At 49.8% G+C, this 23,475-nt stretch carries 23 protein-coding genes; 9 read left to right on the forward strand and 14 right to left on the reverse strand.

Annotation, left to right across the window (positions count from 1 at the left end; genetic code table 11):
* Positions 1–136 precede the first annotated feature (136 nt).
* Positions 137–1,948, forward strand: coding sequence for a DUF885 domain-containing protein (locus ACO0LH_RS22725; RefSeq protein ID WP_422943420.1), 1,812 nt, complete (start codon positions 137–139; stop codon positions 1,946–1,948).
* A 230-nt stretch (positions 1,949–2,178) separates the two neighbouring features.
* Positions 2,179–3,123 carry a VTT domain-containing protein gene (locus ACO0LH_RS22730; RefSeq protein ID WP_422943421.1) on the forward strand — a complete coding sequence of 315 codons (945 nt, stop codon included), beginning with the start codon at positions 2,179–2,181 and terminating at the stop codon, positions 3,121–3,123.
* A 16-nt stretch (positions 3,124–3,139) separates the two neighbouring features.
* Here ACO0LH_RS22730 and ACO0LH_RS22735 read toward each other — a convergent pair whose 3' ends face one another.
* On the reverse strand, positions 3,140–4,039 hold the full coding sequence (locus tag ACO0LH_RS22735) for a LysR family transcriptional regulator (RefSeq protein ID WP_422943422.1): 900 nt from the start codon (positions 4,037–4,039) through the stop codon (positions 3,140–3,142).
* Positions 4,040–4,134: 95 nt separating this feature from the next.
* On the opposite strand from ACO0LH_RS22735, the gene ACO0LH_RS22740 reads away from it, so the two are divergent.
* Entirely contained in the window at positions 4,135–5,142 is a 1,008-nt protein-coding gene (locus ACO0LH_RS22740; RefSeq protein WP_422943423.1) for an NAD(P)H-binding protein, read from the forward strand.
* Positions 5,143–5,158: 16 nt separating this feature from the next.
* Here the strand turns inward: ACO0LH_RS22740 and ACO0LH_RS22745 are convergent, their stop codons facing one another.
* The 6 genes from ACO0LH_RS22745 to urtA form a co-directional block, all read right to left on the reverse strand.
* Complete coding sequence (locus ACO0LH_RS22745; RefSeq protein ID WP_422943424.1) at positions 5,159–6,064, reverse strand: urease accessory protein UreD; 906 nt, start codon at positions 6,062–6,064, stop codon at positions 5,159–5,161.
* 28 nt (positions 6,065–6,092) lie between these two features.
* A complete protein-coding gene (gene urtE, locus ACO0LH_RS22750; RefSeq protein WP_422943425.1) occupies positions 6,093–6,791 on the reverse strand; it encodes an urea ABC transporter ATP-binding subunit UrtE in 699 nt (232 codons plus the stop codon).
* A 2-nt stretch (positions 6,792–6,793) separates the two neighbouring features.
* Positions 6,794–7,648: an urea ABC transporter ATP-binding protein UrtD gene (gene urtD, locus ACO0LH_RS22755; protein ID WP_422943426.1), complete on the reverse strand. Its 855-nt coding sequence runs from the start codon at positions 7,646–7,648 to the stop codon at positions 6,794–6,796.
* Positions 7,645–8,760 (reverse strand): urea ABC transporter permease subunit UrtC, encoded by a 1,116-nt coding sequence (urtC, locus tag ACO0LH_RS22760; protein ID WP_422943427.1) that lies wholly within the window; start codon positions 8,758–8,760, stop codon positions 7,645–7,647. Before urtC ends, urtD begins: the two co-directional genes overlap by 4 nt.
* On the reverse strand, positions 8,757–10,322 hold the full coding sequence (urtB, locus tag ACO0LH_RS22765) for an urea ABC transporter permease subunit UrtB (RefSeq protein WP_422943428.1): 1,566 nt from the start codon (positions 10,320–10,322) through the stop codon (positions 8,757–8,759). The genes urtC and urtB overlap by 4 nt, the downstream gene beginning before the upstream one ends.
* A 137-nt stretch (positions 10,323–10,459) precedes the next feature.
* Positions 10,460–11,713 carry an urea ABC transporter substrate-binding protein gene (gene urtA, locus ACO0LH_RS22770; protein WP_422943429.1) on the reverse strand — a complete coding sequence of 418 codons (1,254 nt, stop codon included), beginning with the start codon at positions 11,711–11,713 and terminating at the stop codon, positions 10,460–10,462.
* Between urtA and ACO0LH_RS22775 the strand changes: the two genes are divergently transcribed.
* Positions 11,712–11,849, forward strand: a complete 138-nt coding sequence (locus tag ACO0LH_RS22775) for a hypothetical protein (RefSeq protein ID WP_422943430.1) — start codon at positions 11,712–11,714, stop codon at positions 11,847–11,849. The two genes, urtA and ACO0LH_RS22775, sit on opposite strands and share 2 nt — an antisense overlap.
* A gap of 502 nt (positions 11,850–12,351) precedes the next feature.
* On the opposite strand, the gene ACO0LH_RS22780 is transcribed toward ACO0LH_RS22775, so the two are convergent.
* From ACO0LH_RS22780 to ACO0LH_RS22800, 5 genes are all read right to left on the reverse strand, one after another.
* Complete coding sequence (locus ACO0LH_RS22780) at positions 12,352–12,486, reverse strand: helix-turn-helix domain-containing protein (protein WP_422943431.1); 135 nt, start codon at positions 12,484–12,486, stop codon at positions 12,352–12,354.
* Positions 12,487–12,614: 128 nt separating this feature from the next.
* On the reverse strand, positions 12,615–12,824 hold the full coding sequence (locus ACO0LH_RS22785) for a hypothetical protein (RefSeq protein WP_422943432.1): 210 nt from the start codon (positions 12,822–12,824) through the stop codon (positions 12,615–12,617).
* Positions 12,825–13,195: 371 nt separating this feature from the next.
* A complete protein-coding gene (locus tag ACO0LH_RS22790) occupies positions 13,196–14,758 on the reverse strand; it encodes an FGGY-family carbohydrate kinase (RefSeq protein WP_422943433.1) in 1,563 nt (520 codons plus the stop codon).
* 36 nt (positions 14,759–14,794) lie between these two features.
* The gene (locus tag ACO0LH_RS22795) at positions 14,795–16,414 is read right to left on the reverse strand and encodes a glycerol-3-phosphate dehydrogenase/oxidase (protein ID WP_422943434.1); all 1,620 of its coding nucleotides are present in this window, start codon (positions 16,412–16,414) and stop codon (positions 14,795–14,797) included.
* Positions 16,414–18,024 (reverse strand): FAD-binding oxidoreductase, encoded by a 1,611-nt coding sequence (locus ACO0LH_RS22800; RefSeq protein ID WP_422943435.1) that lies wholly within the window; start codon positions 18,022–18,024, stop codon positions 16,414–16,416. Before ACO0LH_RS22800 ends, ACO0LH_RS22795 begins: the two co-directional genes overlap by 1 nt.
* Positions 18,025–18,207: 183 nt before the next feature.
* Between ACO0LH_RS22800 and ACO0LH_RS22805 the strand changes: the two genes are divergently transcribed.
* The 5 genes from ACO0LH_RS22805 (at position 18,208) to ACO0LH_RS22825 (ending at position 21,620) form a co-directional block, all read left to right on the forward strand.
* Positions 18,208–19,212: an AraC family transcriptional regulator gene (locus ACO0LH_RS22805; protein ID WP_422943436.1), complete on the forward strand. Its 1,005-nt coding sequence runs from the start codon at positions 18,208–18,210 to the stop codon at positions 19,210–19,212.
* A 268-nt stretch (positions 19,213–19,480) separates the two neighbouring features.
* Positions 19,481–19,927 (forward strand): hypothetical protein, encoded by a 447-nt coding sequence (locus ACO0LH_RS22810; RefSeq protein WP_422943437.1) that lies wholly within the window; start codon positions 19,481–19,483, stop codon positions 19,925–19,927.
* Positions 19,928–20,103: 176 nt separating this feature from the next.
* Positions 20,104–20,394: a hypothetical protein gene (locus tag ACO0LH_RS22815; protein ID WP_422943438.1), complete on the forward strand. Its 291-nt coding sequence runs from the start codon at positions 20,104–20,106 to the stop codon at positions 20,392–20,394.
* 301 nt (positions 20,395–20,695) lie between these two features.
* A complete protein-coding gene (locus ACO0LH_RS22820; protein ID WP_422943439.1) occupies positions 20,696–20,929 on the forward strand; it encodes a hypothetical protein in 234 nt (77 codons plus the stop codon).
* Positions 20,930–21,020: 91 nt separating this feature from the next.
* On the forward strand, positions 21,021–21,620 hold the full coding sequence (locus tag ACO0LH_RS22825) for a class I SAM-dependent methyltransferase (RefSeq protein ID WP_422943440.1): 600 nt from the start codon (positions 21,021–21,023) through the stop codon (positions 21,618–21,620).
* 21 nt (positions 21,621–21,641) lie between these two features.
* On the opposite strand, the gene ACO0LH_RS22830 is transcribed toward ACO0LH_RS22825, so the two are convergent.
* Together ACO0LH_RS22830 and ACO0LH_RS22835 are read right to left on the reverse strand one after the other, a co-directional pair.
* Positions 21,642–22,373, reverse strand: a complete 732-nt coding sequence (locus ACO0LH_RS22830) for an SDR family NAD(P)-dependent oxidoreductase (protein ID WP_422943441.1) — start codon at positions 22,371–22,373, stop codon at positions 21,642–21,644.
* A gap of 2 nt (positions 22,374–22,375) precedes the next feature.
* Positions 22,376–23,467, reverse strand: coding sequence for a patatin-like phospholipase family protein (locus ACO0LH_RS22835; RefSeq protein ID WP_422943442.1), 1,092 nt, complete (start codon positions 23,465–23,467; stop codon positions 22,376–22,378).
* Between the last annotated feature and the right edge of the window lie 8 nt (positions 23,468–23,475).

Below are 23,475 nucleotides of genomic sequence, written 5' to 3' on the forward strand. Positions count from 1 at the left end.
ACGAAAACCCGGTTTCACTGGCTTCAATGGAACTTAGATCTTCTGCATCTGTCCATGATCTGCCTTATGATTTATCGTTTTATCCGGTTTACTTCCTATTGTCTGCCTCATTGCCTACAAAATGAAATCAAGTCCTATGCAAAAGTATGCTCTCAGCCCTTCTTTACGACACCTTGTTCTGGCGTTGTCCATCAGTGCTGCCTATTCCCCGGCCCTACAGGCGAAACCAGAGCATGCCGTAAATGCGGAAAAAAATGCGCAGATCAGCGCGGACATTAAGCTCAAGCAATTGTCTGACCGTTATTGGGATTTTTTCCAGCGCGTCAATCCTGAAGCAGCAACGTTGTATGGGGAATACCGGCTCAATAACAAACTGCGTGACTTATCAGAAAAAAATCTGGCCAATGCCGCTAGAGAAGCACAGGTATTGCTAGAAAAAATCAGGGCAATACCTGCAAACAAGTTAAGTCAGACTGCACAAATCGACCAGCAATTGTTGATACGTACCCTGAGCGACCGCTTGACGGCCTACCAGCTAAAGACTTATCTGATGCCACTGGAACAAATGAGCGGCGTACAGGCTGCACTGCCGCAACTGCTGACGGTCACGCCTTTTGAGACGGAACGGCATTTCTACGACTACATAGCACGTTTGAATCGGGTACCACAATTATTTGAGCAGGCAATCACTCTGGCAAGAATTGGCCAGAAACAAGGTTTGATACCGCCGCGCTACATACTGGAAAAAGTTGTGACGCAATGCGGTGAAATCGCTGGGCCCGCCGGTGAAGAGAATGTCTTTGCCAGCCCTTTAAAGCGCTTCCCGGCCAGTTTTAACGACAAGCAAAGAATTGAAATACGCAATGCCATGCTCAAAGCCGTCAACGAAAAACTGCGTCCTGCCTATTTGCATTTACAGAAATTTGTCAGCAATGAATATGCGGCTCAAGGCCGTGCTGAGCCCGGCATATGGGCGCTGAAAAACGGCGAACAAATATACAGATTTGCAGTCCGTACGCAAACCACCACTGACCTGAATCCAGAACAGATACATCAGATCGGCCTCAAAGAAGTCGCTGATCTGGAAGCCCAGACCGAAGCACTGGCCAAAACAGCAGGCTATAAAAATAGTCTGGAATTTCGGGCTGCAGTCAAGGCAGACCCAAAACTGAAACCTGTTTCACGTGAACAGATCATACAGAACTACGAATATTACACAGCACAAATGCAGGTGAAATTGCCTGAACTGTTTGGTGTTTTGCCAAAGGCAAAGTTGAAGATTGCGGCTATCCCTGATTTTCTTGAAAAAGATGCCTCCACCAATTACCAGCAAGGTACAGCAGACGGTAGCCGACCCGGGCAAGTGTGGGTGAATACCTATAATTTCGCCAACCGCAATATGGTCGGCAATGAATCGACTGCCTATCACGAAGGCGTGCCTGGCCACCACATGCAGATATCCATCGCCCAGGAATTGCCAGGCATGCACCCGTTTCACCGCGCCCTGAATGATGAATACAATGCCTATGTCGAAGGCTGGGCCCTGTACTCAGAACGTCTGGGCAAGGAAGTCGGTTTCTTCCAGGACCCGGTCAGTGATCTAGGCCGCCTGAACGGTGAGTTGTTCCGCGCCATTCGTCTCGTCGTTGATACTGGTCTTCATGCAAAACACTGGACACGCGAACAGGCCCTCGACTACTTCGACAAGCATGCAAGCATACGCCCGGAAGCTGAAGTTGACCGTTATGTTGCCTGGCCTGCGCAAGCCCTGGGATATAAGATCGGGCAATTGAAAATCATAGAATTACGTCAGCATGCGCAGGCAGAATTGGGCGATAAATTCGATTTACGCAGCTTTCATGACAATATGCTCAATGCTGGCGCATTACCACTGGATATGCTGGAACAACACATCAACAGCTGGATAGCGTTACAAAAAAACAAGTAATGTAAATATTGCACAGGGCTCAGGCTAAATAAGCCCTCTCCTCCAAAAACACACTACCCATCTTTGCGTAGTGTGCACTTTGCTTTCCATTTATGGCTTCTTTTCATGTCGGTGATATTGAAAAGCCTGCTATGCCCTACAATATGGGTAATACGCACAAGCTCGGGCACGGTCATCCTTCAGTCTGATCTTAAATCCCTGACAAAATCACACCACGAATGGAAAACAGCATGGAACAAGGCTGGGTTACAGAATTCTTTCATCAACACAGCAACCTGCTGGTTTTTGTGAATGTCTTGTTGCAGCAATTGGGCCTGCCTGTACCGGCCGTGCCTACCATGATGTTCAATGCCAGCCAGGCCACTCATTTTAATCAGTTACTGATCTTGCTCGTCGCGGCCATTTCGGCATCCCTGATTGCAGATATGCTCTGGTATCAGGCGGGCAAGGTATTTGGCTACAAGGTTCTGAAGTTTTTATGCAAAATGTCGATCAATCCTGGCTCTTGCGTTAACCAGACAGAGGCACGCTTTCATCGTTGGGGCGTGTGGTCACTGGTGGTTGGTAAATTCATCCCTGGCTTTTCTACCGTGGCACCGCCTGTAGCAGGCGCGCTGGGCATGCCGCGCGCATCATTTATGCTAGCGTCGGCGATTGGTGCTGGCCTGTGGGCAGGGTTGGCACTGATTGCCGGCTTTGCCTTGCAGGCACAGATTGAAACCACGCTGACTTTTTTGTCATTGCAAGGGGTACGCATCATCGCCGTCTTTGTAGCGATGTTGCTGAGCTGGCTGGCCTGGAAATTCTGGCAAAAGAAACGCTTTGAAAAACTGGCCGCAATCCCTCATTTCAGCGCCACTGATATGGTGGCAAGCTACCAGAGAAAAAACATGCCAAGGATCATCGACTTGCGCAGCCCTGCCCTGATCGCAGAAACAGGTGTTATCCCCCTCGCGGTCGTCAGCGAGACCAAGCAGGTTGGTGTAGCGGCCAAAGACTGGCCCCTGAACGAAATGATCATTACCATTTGCGCCTGCCCTGGTGATGCCGGGGCAGTGCATGCCGCGCATACGCTAAAGCAGCTAGGCTATCTGGACGTGCGCCCTTTGGCTGGCGGTTTTGACGCATGGCGTGAAATTGCTGTTGATCGCCCTGACCTGCTGATTAAAGCCTGATGCATGTTGACAAGCCTCAGGCTGGGAGATTGAGGTAGGCATCAAGTTGCAGTACGAGCTGGTCATAGGTCACTTTATAGCGCTGGCTGGACCTCAGGTCTTCATGCATGACCAGCCAGACTGGGAAATCCAGTTGAAACTCGCCTGACAACACATGCTCAAGCCGTGGATAAGCCTTTGCCAGGTTAACCTGGCATATACCTATACCGTAGGCATTGCGAATGGCAGAAAATTGCGCCAGATCGCTATCAGTCCTCAAAGAAAAATTCGCACGCTGCATGAAGGGAAACTTCTTTTGCAAGGCCCTGATATAAGGCAGTTCCTTGTCAAAGCCGATCAGACTGTGCGCAGACAAGTCGCCCAGAGTTTTGGGGTGTCCACATCGTTGCAAATAATCAGCATGCGCAAACAAGCCCAGCCTGATTGCACCTATGCGTTTGGCAATCAAGGCATCTTGCAGAGGCTGCGTCATGCGTACGGCGATGTCGGCATCGCGGCCAAGCAAGTCACTGGTGATATTGCTTGCCTGTAGTTCAATTTTCAACCCGGGATAAGGCTTTCGCAACGCAGACAGCATCGCCGGCAATATCTCCACGCCCATGACTTCTGAAGCCGTAATGCGCACTGTGCCACTGACTTCACCAGCCTCTGCACTGACACTGCGTAGCAAGGCACTTTCTGTTGCATGAAGGCTTTCTACATAAGGTTTTAACGCAAGCGCTGTCGTCGTAGGCGACAAACCGGATTGAGAGCGTACAAAAAGACGTGAACCGAGGGCGCTTTCCAGTGCTTCAATTTGCCGGCCTATGGTTGGCTGTGTCAGCCCCAGCGTACGCGCAGCACCAGATAATGAACCTTCTTCCAGTACTGCCAGGGCAGTACGGTAGTAATCCCAGGGTATATTTTTTCCATCCATACAAAAATGTATATCACCTATGCAGTTTTCGCCAATTGTATATAAGAGTGTCAGGCTACACAATAACAACATCAACACACACAAAGGAGAACATCATGAACAGTAATAAAAAAGCGTTGGTCTTGGGTGCAACTGGCGGTATTGGCGGCGAAGTTGCCCGACTCTTGATGCAACGCGGCTGGGAAGTAACGGCATTGCACCGCAATCCTGCCAGCGTCAGCGACAAAAGCACTGCACACTTCTGGTTGCCAGGTGACGTCATGAAACAAGAAGATGTCATTCAGGCGGCAATGGGCAAATCCCTGATTGTGCATGCAGTCAATCCACCAGGCTATCGTGACTGGGAAAAACTGGTACTGCCGATGATGGACAACAGCATTGCTGCCGCCAAGGCGACGGGCGCACGCATCGTATTGCCGGGTACGGTATATAACTTCGGGCCGGATGTTTTCCCATCTGTGTCGGAAGATGCAGCGCAATTCCCTATTACTAAAAAGGGTAAAATCCGCGTCGAACTTGAACACCGTTTGCGTCTGGCCGCATCAAAAGGAGTCAAATCCCTGATCGTTCGTGCCGGTGACTTTTTTGGCCCCAAAGCTGCCAATAGCTGGTTTTCGCAAGGACTGGTTACACCAGGCAAATCTCCTTCCGTAGTGCGCTACCCAGGCAATGCTGGTATCGGCCACCAATGGGCATATTTACCCGATGTTGCCGAAACCATGGTCAGGTTGATAGAACGCGAAAGTGAGCTGGAAAAATTTGCACGCTTTCATATGGACGGTCATTGGGATCATGATGGCAAACAAATGGTCAAAGCCATCGGCATGGCAACTGGCAACACTGATTTAAAAGGCAGCTGGTTTCCTTGGCCAGTATTCAGGTTGCTTGCCCCATTTCAGCAAACCTTGAAAGAAATGCTGGAAATGCGTTACCTGTGGCGCGCACAAGTAAGGATGTCGAACAAAAAGCTGGTGGATTTTTTGGGTGACGAACCTCGCACACCGCTGGATATTGCTGTACGCACCACTCTGACAGGTCTGGGTTGCATCAAGCCCAAAGTAGCTAACCTGGAATTAAACAGCAATTTTGTCAGTTCCCACTAGTGTTACAGCCAATACGCTAGGTATTCCAGATACGTGGCGTTACTGCTGGACTGCCGATAATAACTGGGCGCAAATGTTGCCACACCATTTGCATCCAGTAACGGCCAACTTCACTGGAGTTGCCCAGGTAGCGTGCGACGATCATGGTTTTCATTTGTGTGAGTCCACACAGGGCATCTGGTTCATGTTCAGCCAGCAAGGCCATGGTTTGTTCACGCACGGCCTGAAGCTGTTCATTGCTGAGCAGCGCTCCTGATGCCATCACCATCGCACTAACAGATTTACCGTTCAGCCCCAAAGGGCTTTGCATTGTGGCACCGCCACCTTGCAGGCTGCCTTGCTCGTGCCAGATCATTTTTCCTTCACGATAAACGCTGCAATGCTGAAGTATGCTACCGCTGCGATAAGTCTCACCAGATGCCGTGCGGCCAAAACACAGGATATCGCTGGCAATGAAGCGCGCATCTTTCTCCAGGTGTATGGTCTGATGCAGCTCTACACAGGCATCATCATAGAATATTGTTTCTTGTGGCAACCATTCCAGCCTAGCCGCCTGGGCCACATGCAACTGTATGTGTTGTTGCGAGATATACCCATTGCTGCGATACCATTTTGCTGCGCCAGGTGTGGTGATCAGGGCGTGAGTATCTGGTGCCAGGCGGACCGTAATAGCTAATTTGTCGCCACCAACAACACCGCCAGGCGGATGTATGATGATGGCGTGGCATATATTTCCACCTTCTGGATACAAAGGCTTTTGCACACGTAAAGGCCCTTGATGCTTGCGCTCTGTCAGGCGGGTCACTCCTGCATCATTGCCAAATCCCAGTTGCAGGCTGGCCTGCCAGGGCGATGCGCCGCCAGTGCTGGTTGGCACGCATTTTGGGCTGCTGGCTTGTCTTAGCGGTTCAGAACCATCCATGAATAGTCGAGAAGAATGCAAAAGCAAACTATACCGCCAGATGACGCTTGACGTCATCCCCATCCATTAAATCTTCGCCGCCATAGGCAACCACTTCACCACGTGACAGCACGATAAAATGATCGGCCAGCTCACGGGCAAAATCAAAATATTGTTCACACAGCAAAATGCCGATATCACCACGTTCACGCAACAGACGTATCACGCGACCGATATCCTTGATGATGGACGGCTGTATGCCTTCGGTCGGCTCATCGAGGATGATCAGTTTAGGTTCTGCCAGTAAGGCGCGCGCAATCGCCAGTTGCTGTTGCTGGCCACCTGACAAATCACCACCGCGCCGGTGCAGCATTTCCTTAAGAACGGGAAAGAGCTCATAGACTTCATTCTTGATTTTTGACGCACGTCTTGCAGGCAAAGTAGCCATGCCCATCAAGAGATTTTCTTCAACGGTTAGCCGGGCAAAAATTTCACGGCCTTGTGGTACATACGCAATACCGGCGCGCGCACGCTGATGCGGCGACAGCTTGTTGATATCGCGCCCTTCAAACAGGATACTGCCTTGCGATGATGGCAACACCCCCATCAGGCATTTGAGCAAAGTGGTTTTACCTACGCCGTTACGCCCCAGCAAAGCGAGGCATTCACCCTTTTTCAGGGAAAGAGACACCCCACGCAGGGTATGGCTGGAACCGTAATGTTGATGTAGTTGATTGACTTCCAGCATACTTAGCGCCCCAGATACACTTCAATGACTCGTTCATCCGCCTGCACCTGCTGCATCGTGCCCTGCGCCAGGACTGATCCTTCATGCAATACTGTCACCTTGCCCTGCTGGGCAATGTCGGTGACGAACCCCATGTCATGCTCAACCACCATGATGGAATGCTTGCCGCGCAATTCATTCAGCAATTCTGCCGTACGTGCTGTTTCTGCATCCGACATGCCTGCTACTGGCTCATCAAGCAATATCAATTGTGGTTCCTGTATCAGCAACATGCCAATTTCCAGCCATTGCTTCTGCCCGTGCGACAAGAGGCCGGCCTGTCTTTGCTCTTGACCATTGAGTCGTATCAATTGCAGGATTGCCGCGATCTTGTCGGTTTGTTCGCTGTTCAGGCGGGCGAACAAGGTGGTCTTGACGCGCTTGTCCATCTTCATCGCCAGTTCGAGATTTTCAAATACTGTATGCTGCTCAAAAACCGTAGGCCTTTGGAACTTGCGGCCTATGCCCGCACGGGCAATTTCAACTTCGTTCATGCGGGTCAGATCCATGGTTTGCCCAAAGAAAGCTGTACCGGATGTGGGTCGGGTTTTGCCGGTAATGACATCCATCATAGTCGTCTTGCCTGCGCCATTGGGGCCTATGATGCAACGTAATTCACCGACCGAAATATCGAGCGTCAGCTTATTAATCGCCTTGAAACCATCGAACGACACCACGATGTCTTCGAGATACAAGATCGCACCATGCGTGGTATCCAGGCCTTCAGGCTTGATACGTCCATACGATACGCCCTGATCGCCAGTAGCACTTTCATATTGCTGGCCGGGTCGCAGTACACCGCTCATCATATAACTCATGCGCCCTCCTTGTTCTTTTTGAATTTGCCGATCACCCCTAGCACGCCTTGTTGCATGAACAGGGTCACGAGTATGAAAAGCAGACCCAGCGCATACAGCCACAGATCGGGAAAGGCAGCAGTAAACCAGCTTTTGAGGCCATTGACGGTAAACGCACCTATGATGGGGCCCAGCAAAGTCCCGCGGCCACCCACTGCAGCCCAGATCACCATTTCTATGGAATTTCCCGGCGACATTTCGGACGGATTGATGATGCCCACCTGCGGCACATACAAGGCACCGGCAATACCACACAAGACAGCTGACAGTGTCCAGACAAAAAGTTTGAACCACAGCGGGTTATAGCCGATAAACATGAGTCGGGATTCAGAATCACGCACTGCCTGCAAGACTCGCCCCAGTTTGGAAGTGACAATCCAGCGACACATGAACAAGGCACCTAGCAACAAACCGAGGGTCATCAAATACAGCGCTGCTTTCGTACCAGGCGCGGTAATGCTGAACCCTAAGATGCGTTTGAAATCAGTAAAACCATTATTACCGCCAAAACCGGTGTTATTGCGGAAGAACAGCAACATGAACGCGAATGTCATCGCCTGGGTAATGATTGAAAAATACACACCCTTGATGCGTGAACGGAAGGCAAAGAAACCAAATATGAACGCCAGCACACCCGGCACCAGCACCACCAGCGCCATGCAATACCAGAAGCTGTCCGTCATTGACCAATACCAGGGATAAGTTTTCCAGTCCAGAAAAACCATGAAATCAGGCAAATTACTTTGATAGACACCGTCACGTCCTATGGCCCTCATCAGATACATGCCATGCGCATAAGCACCGAGCGCGAAGAAAACGCCATGACCCAGAGACAAAATACCCGTATAACCCCAGACCAGATCGAGCGCCAAAGCAGCCAGCGCATAACACATGAACTTGCCAACTAAAGCAATGGTATAGCTGGAAATATGCAAGGCATGCCCGGCTGGAAAACTCAGATTCAGTACAGGCAGCAGGAATGCGATTACCGCGCACACCAGAATACCTGTCCAGGCCGGGCGTGAAAACAAGCTGCTGGCATATCCGCCTGCATGTAAGTCAGGTGCTTTCATTCTACGCTCCTGCCTTTGAGTGCAAACAGGCCCTGCGGCCTGCGCTGTATGAAGATGATGATAAATACCAGTATCACAATTTTAGCCATGACCGCACCGGCGACAGGCTCAAGGAATTTGTTGACTTCTCCCAAGCCAAAGGCAGCAATCACCGTTCCGGCAAGCTGACCCACACCACCCAGCACCACGACCATGAATGAATCAACGATGTAGTTTTGCCCCAGGTCAGGCCCGACATTCCCCAACTGTGACAAGGCAACGCCGCCCAGCCCTGCTATGCCTGAACCCAGCCCAAAGGTCAGCATGTCAATCTTGCCAGTGGCAACTCCAACACAATCAGCCATGCGGCGGTTTTGTGTTACTGCACGCACAAACAAGCCCAGCCTGCTCTTGTTCAATAAAAGCCAGACAGCCAGAACAACAAACAAGGCAAAGAAAATAATGATGATGCGGTTATATGATAAGACCAGTGAGCCCATGACTGTCACACCACCAGACATCCAGCTCGGGTTGGCCACTTCCACATTTTGCGCACCAAAGATTGACCGCACGGTTTGCATCAGCACGAGGCTGATGCCCCAGGTGCACAACAGGGTTTCCAAGGGTCGTCCATATAGCCAGCGGATGACGGTTCGTTCCAGCAAAATACCGACTGAGGCAGATACCAGGAAGGCCGCCGGTAAGGCAAGTAACAGATAAGCATCCAGCGCGGCAGGAAAATAATTGCGGAACAACATTTGGCAGACATAGGTGGTGTAGGCCCCTATCATCAGCAATTCGCCATGCGCCATGTTGATGATACCCATCAGGCCAAAAGTAATTGCCAGACCCAGCGCGGCCAGCAGCAAGACGCTGCCCAGGGAAATGCCATAAAAAAGATTGCCGACAAATTCTGTGCGGGCCAGGCGGTTATTGATCGCTTGTAAAGTGGTAACTGCTTCGACACGTATGCTTTCATCCGGCTCGTTGTAACTACCGTCAGGATTTCGCACCAGCATTTTCTGTAATACAGGTTTTAAATTCGCATTCGGGCTATCGAGCAAGGCCTTGACAGCGGCCTTGCGCACAACGGGATCAGCCGCTTGCAGGTTTGCACTGGCGATCAGCATTTGCAAGAGTGACTTGATTTCGCTAGCGTTTTCTTTCAGATAGGCTTTGTTCAGCAAAGGTAATTGTTCGGGTGTCGCTTCTTTTTCCAGGTCTTTTGCAGCAGTCAGGCGTGTCGCCCGGTCAGTTGAAAATAATTTCAAACCGGACAATGCACTATCGAGAACAGCCCGCAGACGGTTGTTAATGGCGATGGCATCCGCACCTTCGGGCAGGCTGCCTGTTTTGTCATTGCCAAGATCTTTCGCCTTATCACCATCAAGCAAATAGACGGCGCCATCCTTGGCATAAAGATTTTCGTTTTTGAGTGCGGCTAATACTGCTGTGGCATCCTGGCTGCCCAGGGCAGCAATGGCATTAACAGCGGCAATACGGGCATCCGGGTCATCACCAGCCAATGCTTGCAATAACTTGGCATCAAGGGCTGCGTGGACGTTCAAACTGAAAACGAGCATGCAAATGCCCACACAGATTTTTTGCAAAGTCATAGATGGCCAGGTTAAATGGGGAAAAGGCTATTGCAACTATTCGTCAGGCGACAGGGAATATGAATACTCAAACACTCATACCCCCTGTTTATGACGCTTCGTTATTACAGTTTCTGTTTGGCTTCATTGCCCGGGATATAAGGGCTCCACGGTTGTGCACGTATCGGCGTTTTGGTTTTATAGACGACGCTGAACTGACCATCCGCCTTGATCTCACCTATCATGACTGGTTTGTGCAAGTGATGATTGGTTTTATCCATCATCAGATCAAAGCCGGAAGGGGCTTTAAAAGTCTGACCGGCCATGGCGGCAATGACCTTATCTGTATCTGTAGATTTCGCTTTTTCGACAGCTTGCTTCCACATATAGATACCCACATAAGTGGCTTCCATCGGGTCATTGGTCACGACTGTTGCAGCGTTTGGCAATTTCTTGGCGACCGCATAGTCTTTCCATTTTTTGATAAATTCTGAGTTGACTGGATTTTTCACAGATTCAAAGTAATTCCATGCAGCCAAGTGGCCCACTAACGGTTTGGTGTCAACACCGCGCAGTTCTTCTTCACCGACAGAGAAGGCAACGACAGGCACATCGGTCGCTTTAAGGCCGGCATTACCAAGCTCCTTGTAGAAAGGCACATTCGAGTCACCATTGATGGTGGAGATAACAGCAGTCTTGCCACCGGCGGCAAATTTCTTGATATTGGCGACGATGGTCTGGTAATCGGAATGGCCGAAAGGTGTGTACACCTCATCGATATCAGTATCTTTGACACCTTTGCTATGCAAGAAAGCGCGCAGGATTTTGTTGGTCGTACGTGGGTAGACATAATCCGTACCCAGCAAGACGAAACGCTTGGCACCACCGCCCTCTTTCGACATCAGGTATTCAGTTGCCGGTATCGCCTGCTGGTTAGGTGCTGCACCCGTGTAAAAAACATTTTTTTCCAGCTCTTCGCCCTCATATTGCACCGGGTAGAAAAGCAGGCTATTCAATTCCTTGAATACCGGCAAGACAGATTTACGCGATACTGAAGTCCAGCAGCCAAATACGACCGAAACCTTATCTTGCGACACCAGTTGACGGGCTTTTTCAGCAAACAAAGGCCAGTTGGAGGCTGGATCAACGATCACCGCTTCCAGTTTTTTGCCCATCACGCCACCCTTGGCATTGATCTCGTCTATCGTCATCAAGGCGACATCTTTCAACGAAGTCTCTGAAATCGCCATGGTGCCAGACAAAGAATGCAGAATGCCAACCTTGATCGTATCGGCGGCCAATGCCTGCGACATCCAGCCTGAAGCGGCCAAGGTCATTGCGGCAACAGCAGTTGCTTTCAAAACAGTACGACGTGTCATGTTTTCTCCTGATAGTGGTGAGGTCATGGAAAGAAAAACCAAACTTCCATCAGGACAGATAGCAGATACCATGCCAGCTGATAAAAACAAAAACTGCACTCAGATTTCTCTTGGTGAGCACGTATATGACAAATGAAGGCAAATGCCTTGCAGGCCGAAACAGTGCGGAACTTGGTTTGCCGACTAAGTCAGTGCGCAATCACAGCAAAACATGAGAAAAATGCCTGACAACAAGGCAATTCTACTTTTCGGTGCATGTGTGCGCTGAAACTGTGCAAAACCGGGGCTTTTCCCGGAAACATGATTTGGAATGCTTAGAAGGTGTTTACGATCTGTAGCGAGCGTGCGTCAGCAGGTTCAGATAACAAAAACGCAGCGCAAAAAGCGGAATGTACTCAAGTGCCGGAACGATGTGACACCAGGCCCGTATGAGCCTATATAGCGATGATAAGCGACGCGTACTGCCGGTAACTGAACAATTTTTACTTCCATAAGATATTTTCGAAGTGATTGATAAGAGTCACCATCTTCGCAAATACCAACTAGGCTTACCCGATAAGGATTGCTGGGCACCTGACCAGATTGCTGTCTTGCAGTACTCTTTTTTCATAAATAGCACGCACCTGCTCCAACCTGCGTTAATGACTACCTGCACGCCATTGACCGGGAGTACAATCAAACCGCAGCTTGAATGCGCGCGCAAATGCCTCGCCAGAAGCAAATCCGCATGCCAGCGCAATATCCAGTATTGATGTCTGCAGGTCACAGGGCAAACGCCAGGCGAGAACCTATTTCTGTCCCGCTGCAGCGAGTCGTGCTTCTCAATAGCAATTATTCGACCCAGGGCTGTTGATACATTCTAGTGAATTTGCTCCAAGGAAAAATACCCGAGCGTCTTGATTTACCCAATACTCACAGCATTGTACTTACCGTTGATAGTTGAGTTTTCAAATTTTCCAGTCAAAAACAAATATCCGTCACACACCTCTGTTCGCCCAAATGTAAGAACGCCCCGTTCGATTTCGTAAGCGAGTGTTTCAGTCAATGGAAAGAATTTCATATCACTACCTGCCTTTTCCTTGACAATCAGACGTTTCCAATGACCGCCCATGCATGACTCCGCAGTTTGGTTTGTGAATTGAATTACCGTCTCTGCCTTAGCTTGATGATTCAAGTCCGATATACGTAATCGCCAACTGGCTTCCAACTCCTGCGCTTGAGTTACCGTTATAAGACAAAAGGTGAAAATACAAGTGGTTAATTTGTGTGGCAGGGAAGTTAGCATAGATTCAAAAAGAAGAAGTATAAAAAAAACGGCGCGTATTCGACTAACCTGAACGGACACTCGGCTCCATCGAAAGCTTCATACAGATCAACAGTGCCATCTACGCCGGGCAAAAACCCTGTAGTCGTCATGAAAGTGTTTTTCGCACTCAATCTCATAACCGAATTATATCTTTCGCCCTCTCTTTTTACCTGTCTTCAATGCATTTTCGGATAACCCGTAATTTGCTGTATCTCTTTATATAGAGGCTGCAAGCGCGCATACATTTTCTGATATACACGATGGTAAAGCTCATTGTAGATCTGATGGTGGTGAGAAATCGGCTGAAAGGTTTTTCCTATCCTTGTCATTTCCCGTATCGCGGTATCGAAATCAGGATGCAAGCCCAGTCCCACTGCCGCATCAATCGCAGCACCCAGGCCGGATGTCTCGTAGATATGCGGGCGTGAAGTCGGCAAGCCAAAAATATCTGCCGTCAATTGCATGGCAGCGTCACTTTGCGAGCCGCCGCCAGAAATACGCAATTCAGTAATCGCAACGCCACTGCGTTTTTCTATGCGCTCCTTGCCTTCCCGCAATGCATAGGCCAAGCCTTCAAGAATGGCACGGTACATATGCGCACGTGTATGCACGTCACCGAAACCAATGATTGCGCCTTTGGCTTCTGCCCCGGGCACCTTGATGCCCGGTGTCCAGTAAGGTTGCAACATCAGGCCCATGGAGCCCGGCGGCACGGCATTGACCAGTTCATCAAACAGGGCTTCTGGCAGGGTACCCTGCTCTGCCGCCTGCAATTTTTCATGGTGGCCAAATTGCTCCTTGAACCAGTTCACCATCCAGTAACCACGGAATATCTGTACCTCGGTACTATATGAATTGGGTATCGCCGCTGGATATGGCGGTATAAAGGGCGTTACTTCCAAATATTTTTTGCTGGTGGTATTGATGGTGGCAGTCGTGCCGTAACTCAAACAACCAATATTAGGTTGCTGACAGCCAGCACCTATCACTTCACAAGCCTTGTCCGCTGCAGCAGCCAGCAAAGGTGTGCCCGGCAGGATGCCAGTCGCATTTGCTGCCTCGGTCGTTATATGTCCCATGATGGTGCCGGGCGGTACCAGCTCAGGCAGGGTTTCTGGCCTGACTGCCAGTGCCTGCCACTTCCAGTCCAGCTTGCCTGCCCATTTCAGGCCCTTATAATCAAACGGCAGATAACCAACTTGCGAACCGATGGAGTCGATGAAGTTACCGCATAATTTGTGGTTCAGGTAACCTGACAACATCAGGTATTTATCGGTCTTCTCCCAAATCTCAGGCTGATGCGCCTTGATCCAGTTTGCTTCAGCCTCACCACGAAAGAAATTAATGGTGCTGGCAACGCCGGCAAGCTTGAATGCCGTCAGCCATAGCGGGTTGACCGGCGGCACGACATCAGTGCGGCGTTGATCCAGCCAGGTAATTGCCGGGCGCAAGGGTCTGGCCTGTTTATCAAGGTTGATCATCGTGCCGCGCTGGGTGGTAACGGCAACGCCATGCACACTAGCTGGTGAAATGGCATGCGTTGTCCATAATTGCTGGCAGGCGCTGCATACGGCTTGCCAGTAATCTTCTGGATGATGCTCAGCCCAGCCTGGGTAATCAGAAAAATAGGCTTGCAGATGCACTTGTGATTTGGCGACGATATTACCCTGCAAATCAAATAAGATTGCGCGTACGCTTTGAGTGCCATTGTCTATGGATAAAATATATTGTTTGGACATAAGTCTCCTCATTTTTCTTTTTATGCGCGATGCCGGTCAGGCTGTTTTGCGCCATTCAGGGATACTATCCCTGTCAGGCAAGGCATAATTTTTATTCCACAGTTGCAGGTATGCCAGTTCTTCCTGCTCCCAGCGCGCATCGTCCCAGCCTAATTCAGGCTGGCAAATTGCCCTTATCTTTGGCAACAGCATCAAGCCACCCTGACGCAACAACAAACCGAGACGTGTCCTGCGCAACATCAAGTCTTCGAGATGCTCTACAGCCTCTTGCGCAGCAGCCCAACGTAATTCTACCCACATGCAATTCGTACCGGGAACAGATTCCAGTTCACCCGCCTGGGCTGCGGCCAATACCATGATAGCTTGCTGGCCATAATGGCCAAGCAGGCGCTTTTTCTGGTTCAGGTTCAAGGCATGTCCCGGCAAGGCCGGGGGTTTGGCAAATAATGCCGTTGGTCGCAAATCTGGCTTCCACCCTGGCAGCAGCGGCAGGACATGCCTGAGCGCGTCCAGTGCAATCAGGCGAAAGGTCGTCAGCTTGCCGCCGGTAACAGTCAACAGTCCTTTTTCCAGCCAAACGGCATGATCACGCCCCTCTTTGGAAGGATCAGTTTTGCCCGTATCAATGACAGGGCGCACGCCTGCATAGGTCGCAATGACATCGTCCAGGGTGATTTGCAGGCTGGGAAACTGGTATTCGATCGCTGCCATCAGGTAACTGACTTCCTCTGCCGTAATCGATGCTTCAGCCTGCATGTCGGCATGATGATCTACATCCGTCGTGCCGACAAGTGTCACGCCTTCCCATGGATACATGAATACCGGCCTGCCATCCAATGGATGCATGAGGCTGATGGCTTGCGCCACGGGCAAGCGCCAGGCTGGAATGGTCAGGTGGCTGCCACGCAAGGGGCGCAATTTTGCAGGTGCACCTTGTTGCTGGCGCAGCCCATCTGCCCAGGCCCCGGTTGCATTGATGACGACTTTGGCACCTACTTCGCTTATTTCACCATTAAGCATGTTGCGCAATACCACGCCACTGGCCTGGTTATCTACATACAGTAGCTTTTGTGCAGCCATATAATTGATGGCGCTTGCCCCGTTCATTTGTGCTTCCTGCAAGACACGCATTACCAGGCGTGCATCGTCAGTCTTGGCATCGTGATAGCACATTCCACCCAATAGCCCTGTGCGATCTATGTGAGGTGCCAGCATGAGGAATTCTTGCGACGAAAAATAATGCCGCATGCGCTGACCCGCCATACTGTCATAAATTGCCAGGCCCAGTGAAAACATCCAGCGCCCAGGTTTGCGATTGCGATAATCCGCAAAAGCAAAACTTTGTACATCGACCAGGCCTTCTGCTTCCTGCATCAAATTCTCGCGCTCACGCACAGAATCACGTGTCAGTGAAAATTTGCCTTCCTTGATGTAACGCAGGCCGCCATGAACCAGTTTGGATGAACGGCTTGAAGTACCCCAGGCAAAGTCTTTTTGTTCAACCAATAATACTTTCAGGCCACGCCGGGCTGCTTCCAGCAAAATCCCTGCCCCTGTAATACCGCCGCCGATGATAACAAGATCCCAGTTTTTCTTTTCATTTTCCAGGCTTGCGATGATTTCTGCACGGGCAGCACTTTTTTTTGCAGCTTGCATCATGTTGCCTGCTCGTTTGCTGGCAACAATTTGCCCGGATTCATGACGCCTTGCGGATCAAAATGACTGAACACCTGGCGCATTGCCTCGATGCCCAAAGCGCCTTTTTCCTGTGCCAAATAGGCTGCATGATCTGTTCCCACGCCATGCTGATGACTAATGGTGCCACCCTGTTCGACAATGGCACGGCAGGCTGCGGTCTTGAGTCTTTTCCAGCGCGCCAGGTCGCTATCATAATCACCGCTCAGGCGGTAGGCAAAAGTAGTATAAACACTGGCACCCTGCGCATACAGATGTGACAGATGCGTATAGGTATGCAACTTCTCGCCTTCACTTGCCAGGGTATCTTTCGCTGACTGCTCCACTGAATGCATCATGCCTTTGACTTTGGGCCAGTCGCAGGCTGTTTCTACGGTATCAACGGCATATCCATGCTGCCAGAGGGTATTGCGCAGATAAACATTTTTAAATCGACCCTGTTTCCATTTTTCACCCATGGTTTGACCGGCATGGATGCCATAGTGCTGCCTGGCGATTTTCAGCGCTGCCCTTAATGCCTGTTTCACATTGGTTTTGTCACCGCTCGCCCCTATCAGCAACAGACATTTCTGGTCGGCACAACCACGCCATGTCAGATAGGTTTCCAGCAAAGCGATCAGTTTCTTATGGCCGGCAAGAGTCAGGCTGGTCAGTGTTTCTGTCTCGTTCGACAGTCGTAGCATGGATAAAGACAATTTTGCCTGGGAGATTTGCCTGACTGCGGTTTGCGCAGCATCCCAGTTCGGGAAAAATATGGCATGAAATTCCTCGCAAGCTGGCAAAGGAGTAATACGTACCGTTACCTCAGTCACGATACCCATGCGCCCTTCAGAGCCCAGCAGAATTTCACGTAAATCTGTTCCCGCTGCTGAAGCAGGAAATGTACGGATGTCCAGACGACCGGCTGGGGTTTCCACCCGCGCGCCAGCCAGCAGTTGCTCTATCCGGCCGTAACGCAGTGACTGTTGTCCAGATGAACGTGTCACTACCCACCCACCCAGGGTAGAATATTCAAATGACTGCGGGAAGTGCCCAAGGGTATAGCCATGGGCACGCAATTGCGCCTCCAGATCCGGACCAAATATTCCGGCACCAAATGTCGCCAGTTGGGCTTCCTTATCCAGATTCAACAAGCATGACAGTCGTGACATGACCACGGTCAGTACAGCCTGCGCCCCTTGTGGCACGGTCAGATGCCCCACCACGCTGGTACCGCCACCATAAGGTATCAAGGCAACCTGGTGTTGCCTGGCATAATCAAGCAAGGTGCGGATATCTTCTGAGCTTTCGGGAAAAGCCACGCCATCGGGGAAGTTTTCAATTTTTCCATAACGCATTTTCAGCCAGTCTGGCAAGCTTTGCCCCAGGCTATGACGCATGCGCGTGCCGACTGTGATATCGATCAGAGGATGGGGATGCAAACGGGTAACGGGTGCAGTTGCAGAAATTTGCTCTTGTGTCACATCTGCCGGCGGCTTGCCCATGCCTATACGCTCTTGCAGGAAAGCAAGGGCATCCGTATTTAAGGCATAGGTGATGCTGTCATCGCCCCAACCATTCCAACGTCGCATTTTATGTTCCTTTTAATGAGGTGCTCTTGGTATACTTCCGCAGCGGCGCACAGAATGCGCCATATTGATACCGAGAATACCCAACCACCTGCAAGTTGTATTGCGCTTTCATGACAAGGGCCTTGTTTTAAGATGCCAAATCACGCTTCGGGCCAAGTACATGCCAGCCGTTCAGCAAATCGGGTGACCAAAGCTTATTTGCAGCCTTTACTGGAAATTGCAGCCGAACGGGGGATTTGCCTGCGCAGCCTAGCGCATAGGGCTGGAATGGAAGAGGTTGCGCTGACCGCGTTGGCAGATTCAATTCCCGCCATGCATTACCCAGCCTTGCTGGACGCTGGCGCCAGTTTAAGCAATGACCCTCATTTCGGTCTGCATGTAGGTGAACGGGTAAAACTGGGTACTTATAATGTGTATGGAATGATACTGATGAGCTGTCGGGACTTCGCTCAGGCATTTGAGCAAACCATGCGCTATGAAGGTCTGGCGCATGACCTGGGGCGTTCGGCCCTGATCGTTACAGCAGACATCAGTGAATATCAATGGCACAGCAATTTTCCATCTGCAAGCCGTCACCTGGCTGAAAGTGTATTTGCCGGCATACGCGTATTTGGTAACTGGTTTGCCGGGACTGCATTACCGCCTGCCCCGGTATTTTTCACTCACGCAGCACCAGATGACCTCAGCGAATACCATCGTATTTTTGGCAAGGAAATCTTTTTTGAAGCCGAACTCAACTGCGCCCGCTTTCCAAGCGCATTACTAAACTGGCAGGTACCCAACGCAGATGTCAGCATGTATCCGGTACTGCAACAGCATGCCGAACAACTGCTCAAGGAAAAACAGCGTGCATCGGATGATGGCGGCATTGTTGCACTTGTACGGGCTGCCATTCGCAACAGACTGGCGCAGGACCAGGCGCGATTACCATTGATTGCGCAGGAATTAATGCTTAGCCAGCGTACCTTGCAACGCAAACTCAGTGAAGCCGGCATCAATTTTCAACTGCTACTTGACCAGACACGCAAGGAACTGGCTGAAGATTATTTACGCCAGGCCAATTTCAGCCTTGCTGATATCGCCTTTTTATTGGGTTACCAGGAACAAAGTGCGTTTAACCATGCGTTTAAGGAATGGTCAGGCATTAGTCCAGGCGGTTTTCGTGAGCAAAATCTGCGGGATAAATGAAAAATGCGGAATCGATCATCGATTCCGCATCTGATGTCTGGCTTATGCCTGACTATGTCTGGTCGGTGGCTTTGTTCGCTTGAACACGGGCAAAGCACACCTCACTGCCATCATGCATATCAGTTGCATGTATAACAGCTAGCGATAGCTTAGTCCTGTTTTATGACAAGGTGATGAAATGCACCTTGGATTTATGCCATCTGCTATAGACCTGTGCTAGTGTCATCTCTGCCGACAAAACCGAATTGAAAATTTGAAAGGAATACAAATGCGTATCAAATCTTTTTTAATTTCTGTCCTGCTATGGACCTTGAGCAACAGCGTTTTCGCCGCTGAGCTTCTGGCTGTGGCAGATGTGGAAAAAGTCACTGGCTTGAGCGGCATACAGGTTGTTGGCAAAGATCCGGCCAAGGGCGCTGGCGGTGAACTTAATTTTGCCAATGCAGATAAAAAACTCATCACGATGGTGATGATACAAGATGGCTCCATGTTCGATTTCTGGAAAAAACAATATGGCAAGGATGGCGTTTCCATCCAGGGAGTGGGTACAGAAGCCTTCCACACCAAACCAGACTCTGCCATTTCCTACATCGCCTTTAAGAAGGGCAATAAAGCCATCTGGATACAATCCATGGGCTGGAACAAAACTGGCAAACCTAACCTGACCGATGCACAACTGGCCGAACTTGCCAAATTGGCGGCTTCGCGCATGTAGATGCGCCGATATAAAGAAAGACATCGCTTAGTTACTTGGGACACTTTTTGCAGTCGCAGCAAAAAAACAACATCCATATAGTGTGATTCGTCATGTGATGCTAGATTTTTTATAAAAGCTATGGCAAGATCAATTCAAGAAATCTTGCAACAGCTAAAACTTTTTAAAGGATAAACGTGAATACAACTTGGCTCCCACAACTGAAACAAAATCTGTGCCTGACAGCGCAAGGTTTGGTGTCAGCATGGACTGCACAAGAAGTTGCAACGTTTACGCATGGCAAAGCCACCACGGCTTTCACCAGCTATGCACTAGACCGCCATATTATTGGACGTGACCGCAACACGAGCGTCAATATGAATGCAGGCAGTTCCGCTAAGCAGTCCAAGCAAAGTAATTTTAAAGCAGTGTCAAACCCAATTAGCCGCATCCGAAGCGTCAATCTTCAGGTAGCGGGAGCAAGTTAAAACAAGCTCCTCTCACCCAAAGCTGAAAAGCCCGGATGCCTTTAAAAAGCTCCGGGCTTTTTGTTTGATTGTTCTGGCTATTCGCTTGCCAGATAGAGCAGTGAAACCCGCGCAAGCGGTCGTAACCGGCAAAAACCGGTTACGGAAACATGATAGTGAAAATAGGATGTTGTTCTTTATCACTGGTCTTCGCCAGAGAAGCAGAACGATATCCAGAAAATGTAATTCAACATGACGAGAAGTTCACAGCAACCATGCCTGTGCTTCAAGCAATTTTTATTCTGAATGAAGGGAGGTAAAAATGTTTGCTGTATTTTGGATAGAAATCCACGAGCAAATAAAAATGTCTCAATGCAAGGAATTTCAATCAGGCGACATGATTGCCGCCCTGAAATTTGCAGATGGACTAAGGCAAAGACAAGCTGCTGGCGAGTATTTGCGGCACATCACCATGTCTTCAGAAAATACCAATTCTGTCGGCATACCAAGCGCTTCTCTGGCCTATCATTGGGCTGAACACAAAATCGCAGCATGAGTATGAACATGAGGCGAAGGCCAGGCTTGCAAGCTGCCCTTCGCCAATTCTGTATCCCTGCTGTTTCACTTAATTCCACTCTATTTGCTTTATGAAATTGACAGAGAAAGCAACTGTAAGAGCGTTTCACCGCCACCGGCTTGGAGGGACGAGTTTACAGGCCCTCGGGTTTCGTGGTCCAGAAAGCCAGGTCAGGCGGTTTGAGGCATTGTGTACCTGGGGTGATTTTTCCGGTTGCTCTATCCTGGACCTGGGATGTGGCTATGGTGATCTGAAACCTTTTCTTGATCAGCGTTATGAAGATATTATTTATCTTGGCGTAGATTTCCTGCAAGAGTTTGTTGATGGTGCTCAAGCAAGCCATGGTCATCTGCCGAACACTCAATTTTTTCATTCCGATTTTCTGACAGCGGGTTTACCAGAAGTGGATATCGTCATCGCATCAGGAAGTTTGAACTACCGTTCAGAAAATATATTACACCCGTGGCAAATGATTACGCGCATGTGGGAAGCAGCCGGTAAGGGTGTCGTGTTCAATTTACTGGATGCAAAAATTTTTGGGGAAGATGAAGTACTGTGCGGTTACGATATCGATGAAGTAAGCGCCTATTGTAAGAAACTGGATGCACAGACAAAAATCCTGAATGATTATTTGCCAGATGATTTTACAGTGCTGATGCGGAAATCATAAAACAAGTATCGCTACGCAGCATCACCGACGTAACAACAACAGCCAGCGTGGCAGCTTATTCAGTACAGCAATCAGCCAGCGCATCTGCCAGGGGAAAATCAGTACCTCTTGTCGTGCACCAATGGCTGCGACAATTAATTCTACCGCCTGCTCTTCTGAAAATAAAAACGGTTTCTTGCTGGCGTCGCCATCGTTTAATGCACGCAGTTTTTCCGTATCGATATAACCGGGGACGATAGCAGTTACCGAAATTGAAAAGGGTTTTAGTGCAATGCGATAGGTATCGCACAAGCTCAACACGCTGCGCTTGGTCGCACTGTACAGTGAGGCACCGGGATAATCGTGCAACAAGCCTGCAACAGAAGATACCGCCACCATATGCCCCGAGCGCTGATGCAGCATTTTCGCCGAAACCAGTTCAAACGCATGACTCAAACCGCTGACATTGGTTTGCAGCATTCTCATGGTGGCCGCCTCATCAAGCTGATGATGACGGGTATTGTAATAAACGCCCGCGGTCACGATCAATAAATCGATGCCATTTTCGCCGAATTCATTGACGAGCTGCGACATGGCCATTTTATCTGCAACATCGAGCTGACGACAGGTCAGCGCGGGATATTGCTTGCGTATATTGCCTGGCAGCCGCTGCAAATCGCGCCCGCAAACCATCACCTGATCGCCACGCTGCAAATAATACAAGGCAAGCGCCAGACCTATGCCACTCGTGCCGCCCAATATCATGACCCTCATGGTCAACAACCCCTGCTATACCGGTCTACGCTACGTATTAATTTTTCTTCGTAAGGCTGCTGCCGCTGAAATGCCTCCATGCCACGTTCATAACCGTATTGCCATTGCGCACTCATCACTTGCACATAAGCGTCATAAGTTTCCGGCATGACGAGGTTAATGCGGTTTTTACGCCAATCCAGTTTCTTTTGCGCCGATTGTTTAGCCAACGCAAATGTAATGTCAGAAGTATCGATACGATAATCGACTGCTTGTCCATTCACATATTTTAAGCGGGCATTGCCATCCACACCCAAAACCGAACGCCAGGCAGGAATGGAAAAAGTCTGATCGAAACCCTGCTTAAACTCTATCATCACCTCATCTGCCAAACGGCGCGCCAGCTCTATGGGAAACAAATCCAGCACGCCGCCGATATAGTTTTCGCCTGCATGCGTATAGCAACGAAAATAAAACATATCGGCAATTGAAATACGCGCAGCCACCGTATGTGGCGTTTGCACATCAGTCAGCAATTGATCAGATATGGCATGATTGCCCCACCGAGGGTCGGACAGCGGCGATGCCATGCCATTTAACAAATCAGCCGCGTGCTGATCGCAAAAGACGGTTTCGGCAAATAATTTACGTTGCCCTCGTAACTGCCCTACTTCCTCTTCAGAAAATAGTAATTTGCCGCCGATAATTGCTACTGCGACCTGCGGCTCACCTGTCAGGTTTGGTGGCGACGGTAATTTTTCCGGCACCTCAAACAGGTAGTCATTAAACAAATCGGGAATGGTGGCAACATTTTTTTTCGAAAATTTGCGTTTTGCAGCTTGCGCCAAAGTACGCGTGATCGTCGCCTGCGATGAAGATTTTAATTTACCCCAAAAATCATACATCTCGCGTGAATTCAACCAAGCCTTGCGTTGCCTGTCATCGGGCAAAGACGCGATAATGCTGGCAGCGATGGCGCTACCGCAACTGGCCAGTAACAGGTCAGGGGGACGTCCCGCTTCACATGCTGCTGCATACATACCCAGATAAATACCAAAACGAAATCCGCCGCCAGCCATCACCATGCAGCGTTTATATTTTTTTGCTTGTGTCATGGCTGTTA

This window comes from Undibacterium sp. TJN19 (assembly GCF_049339485.1).
Taxonomy (GTDB): Bacteria; Pseudomonadota; Gammaproteobacteria; order Burkholderiales; family Burkholderiaceae_D; genus Undibacterium.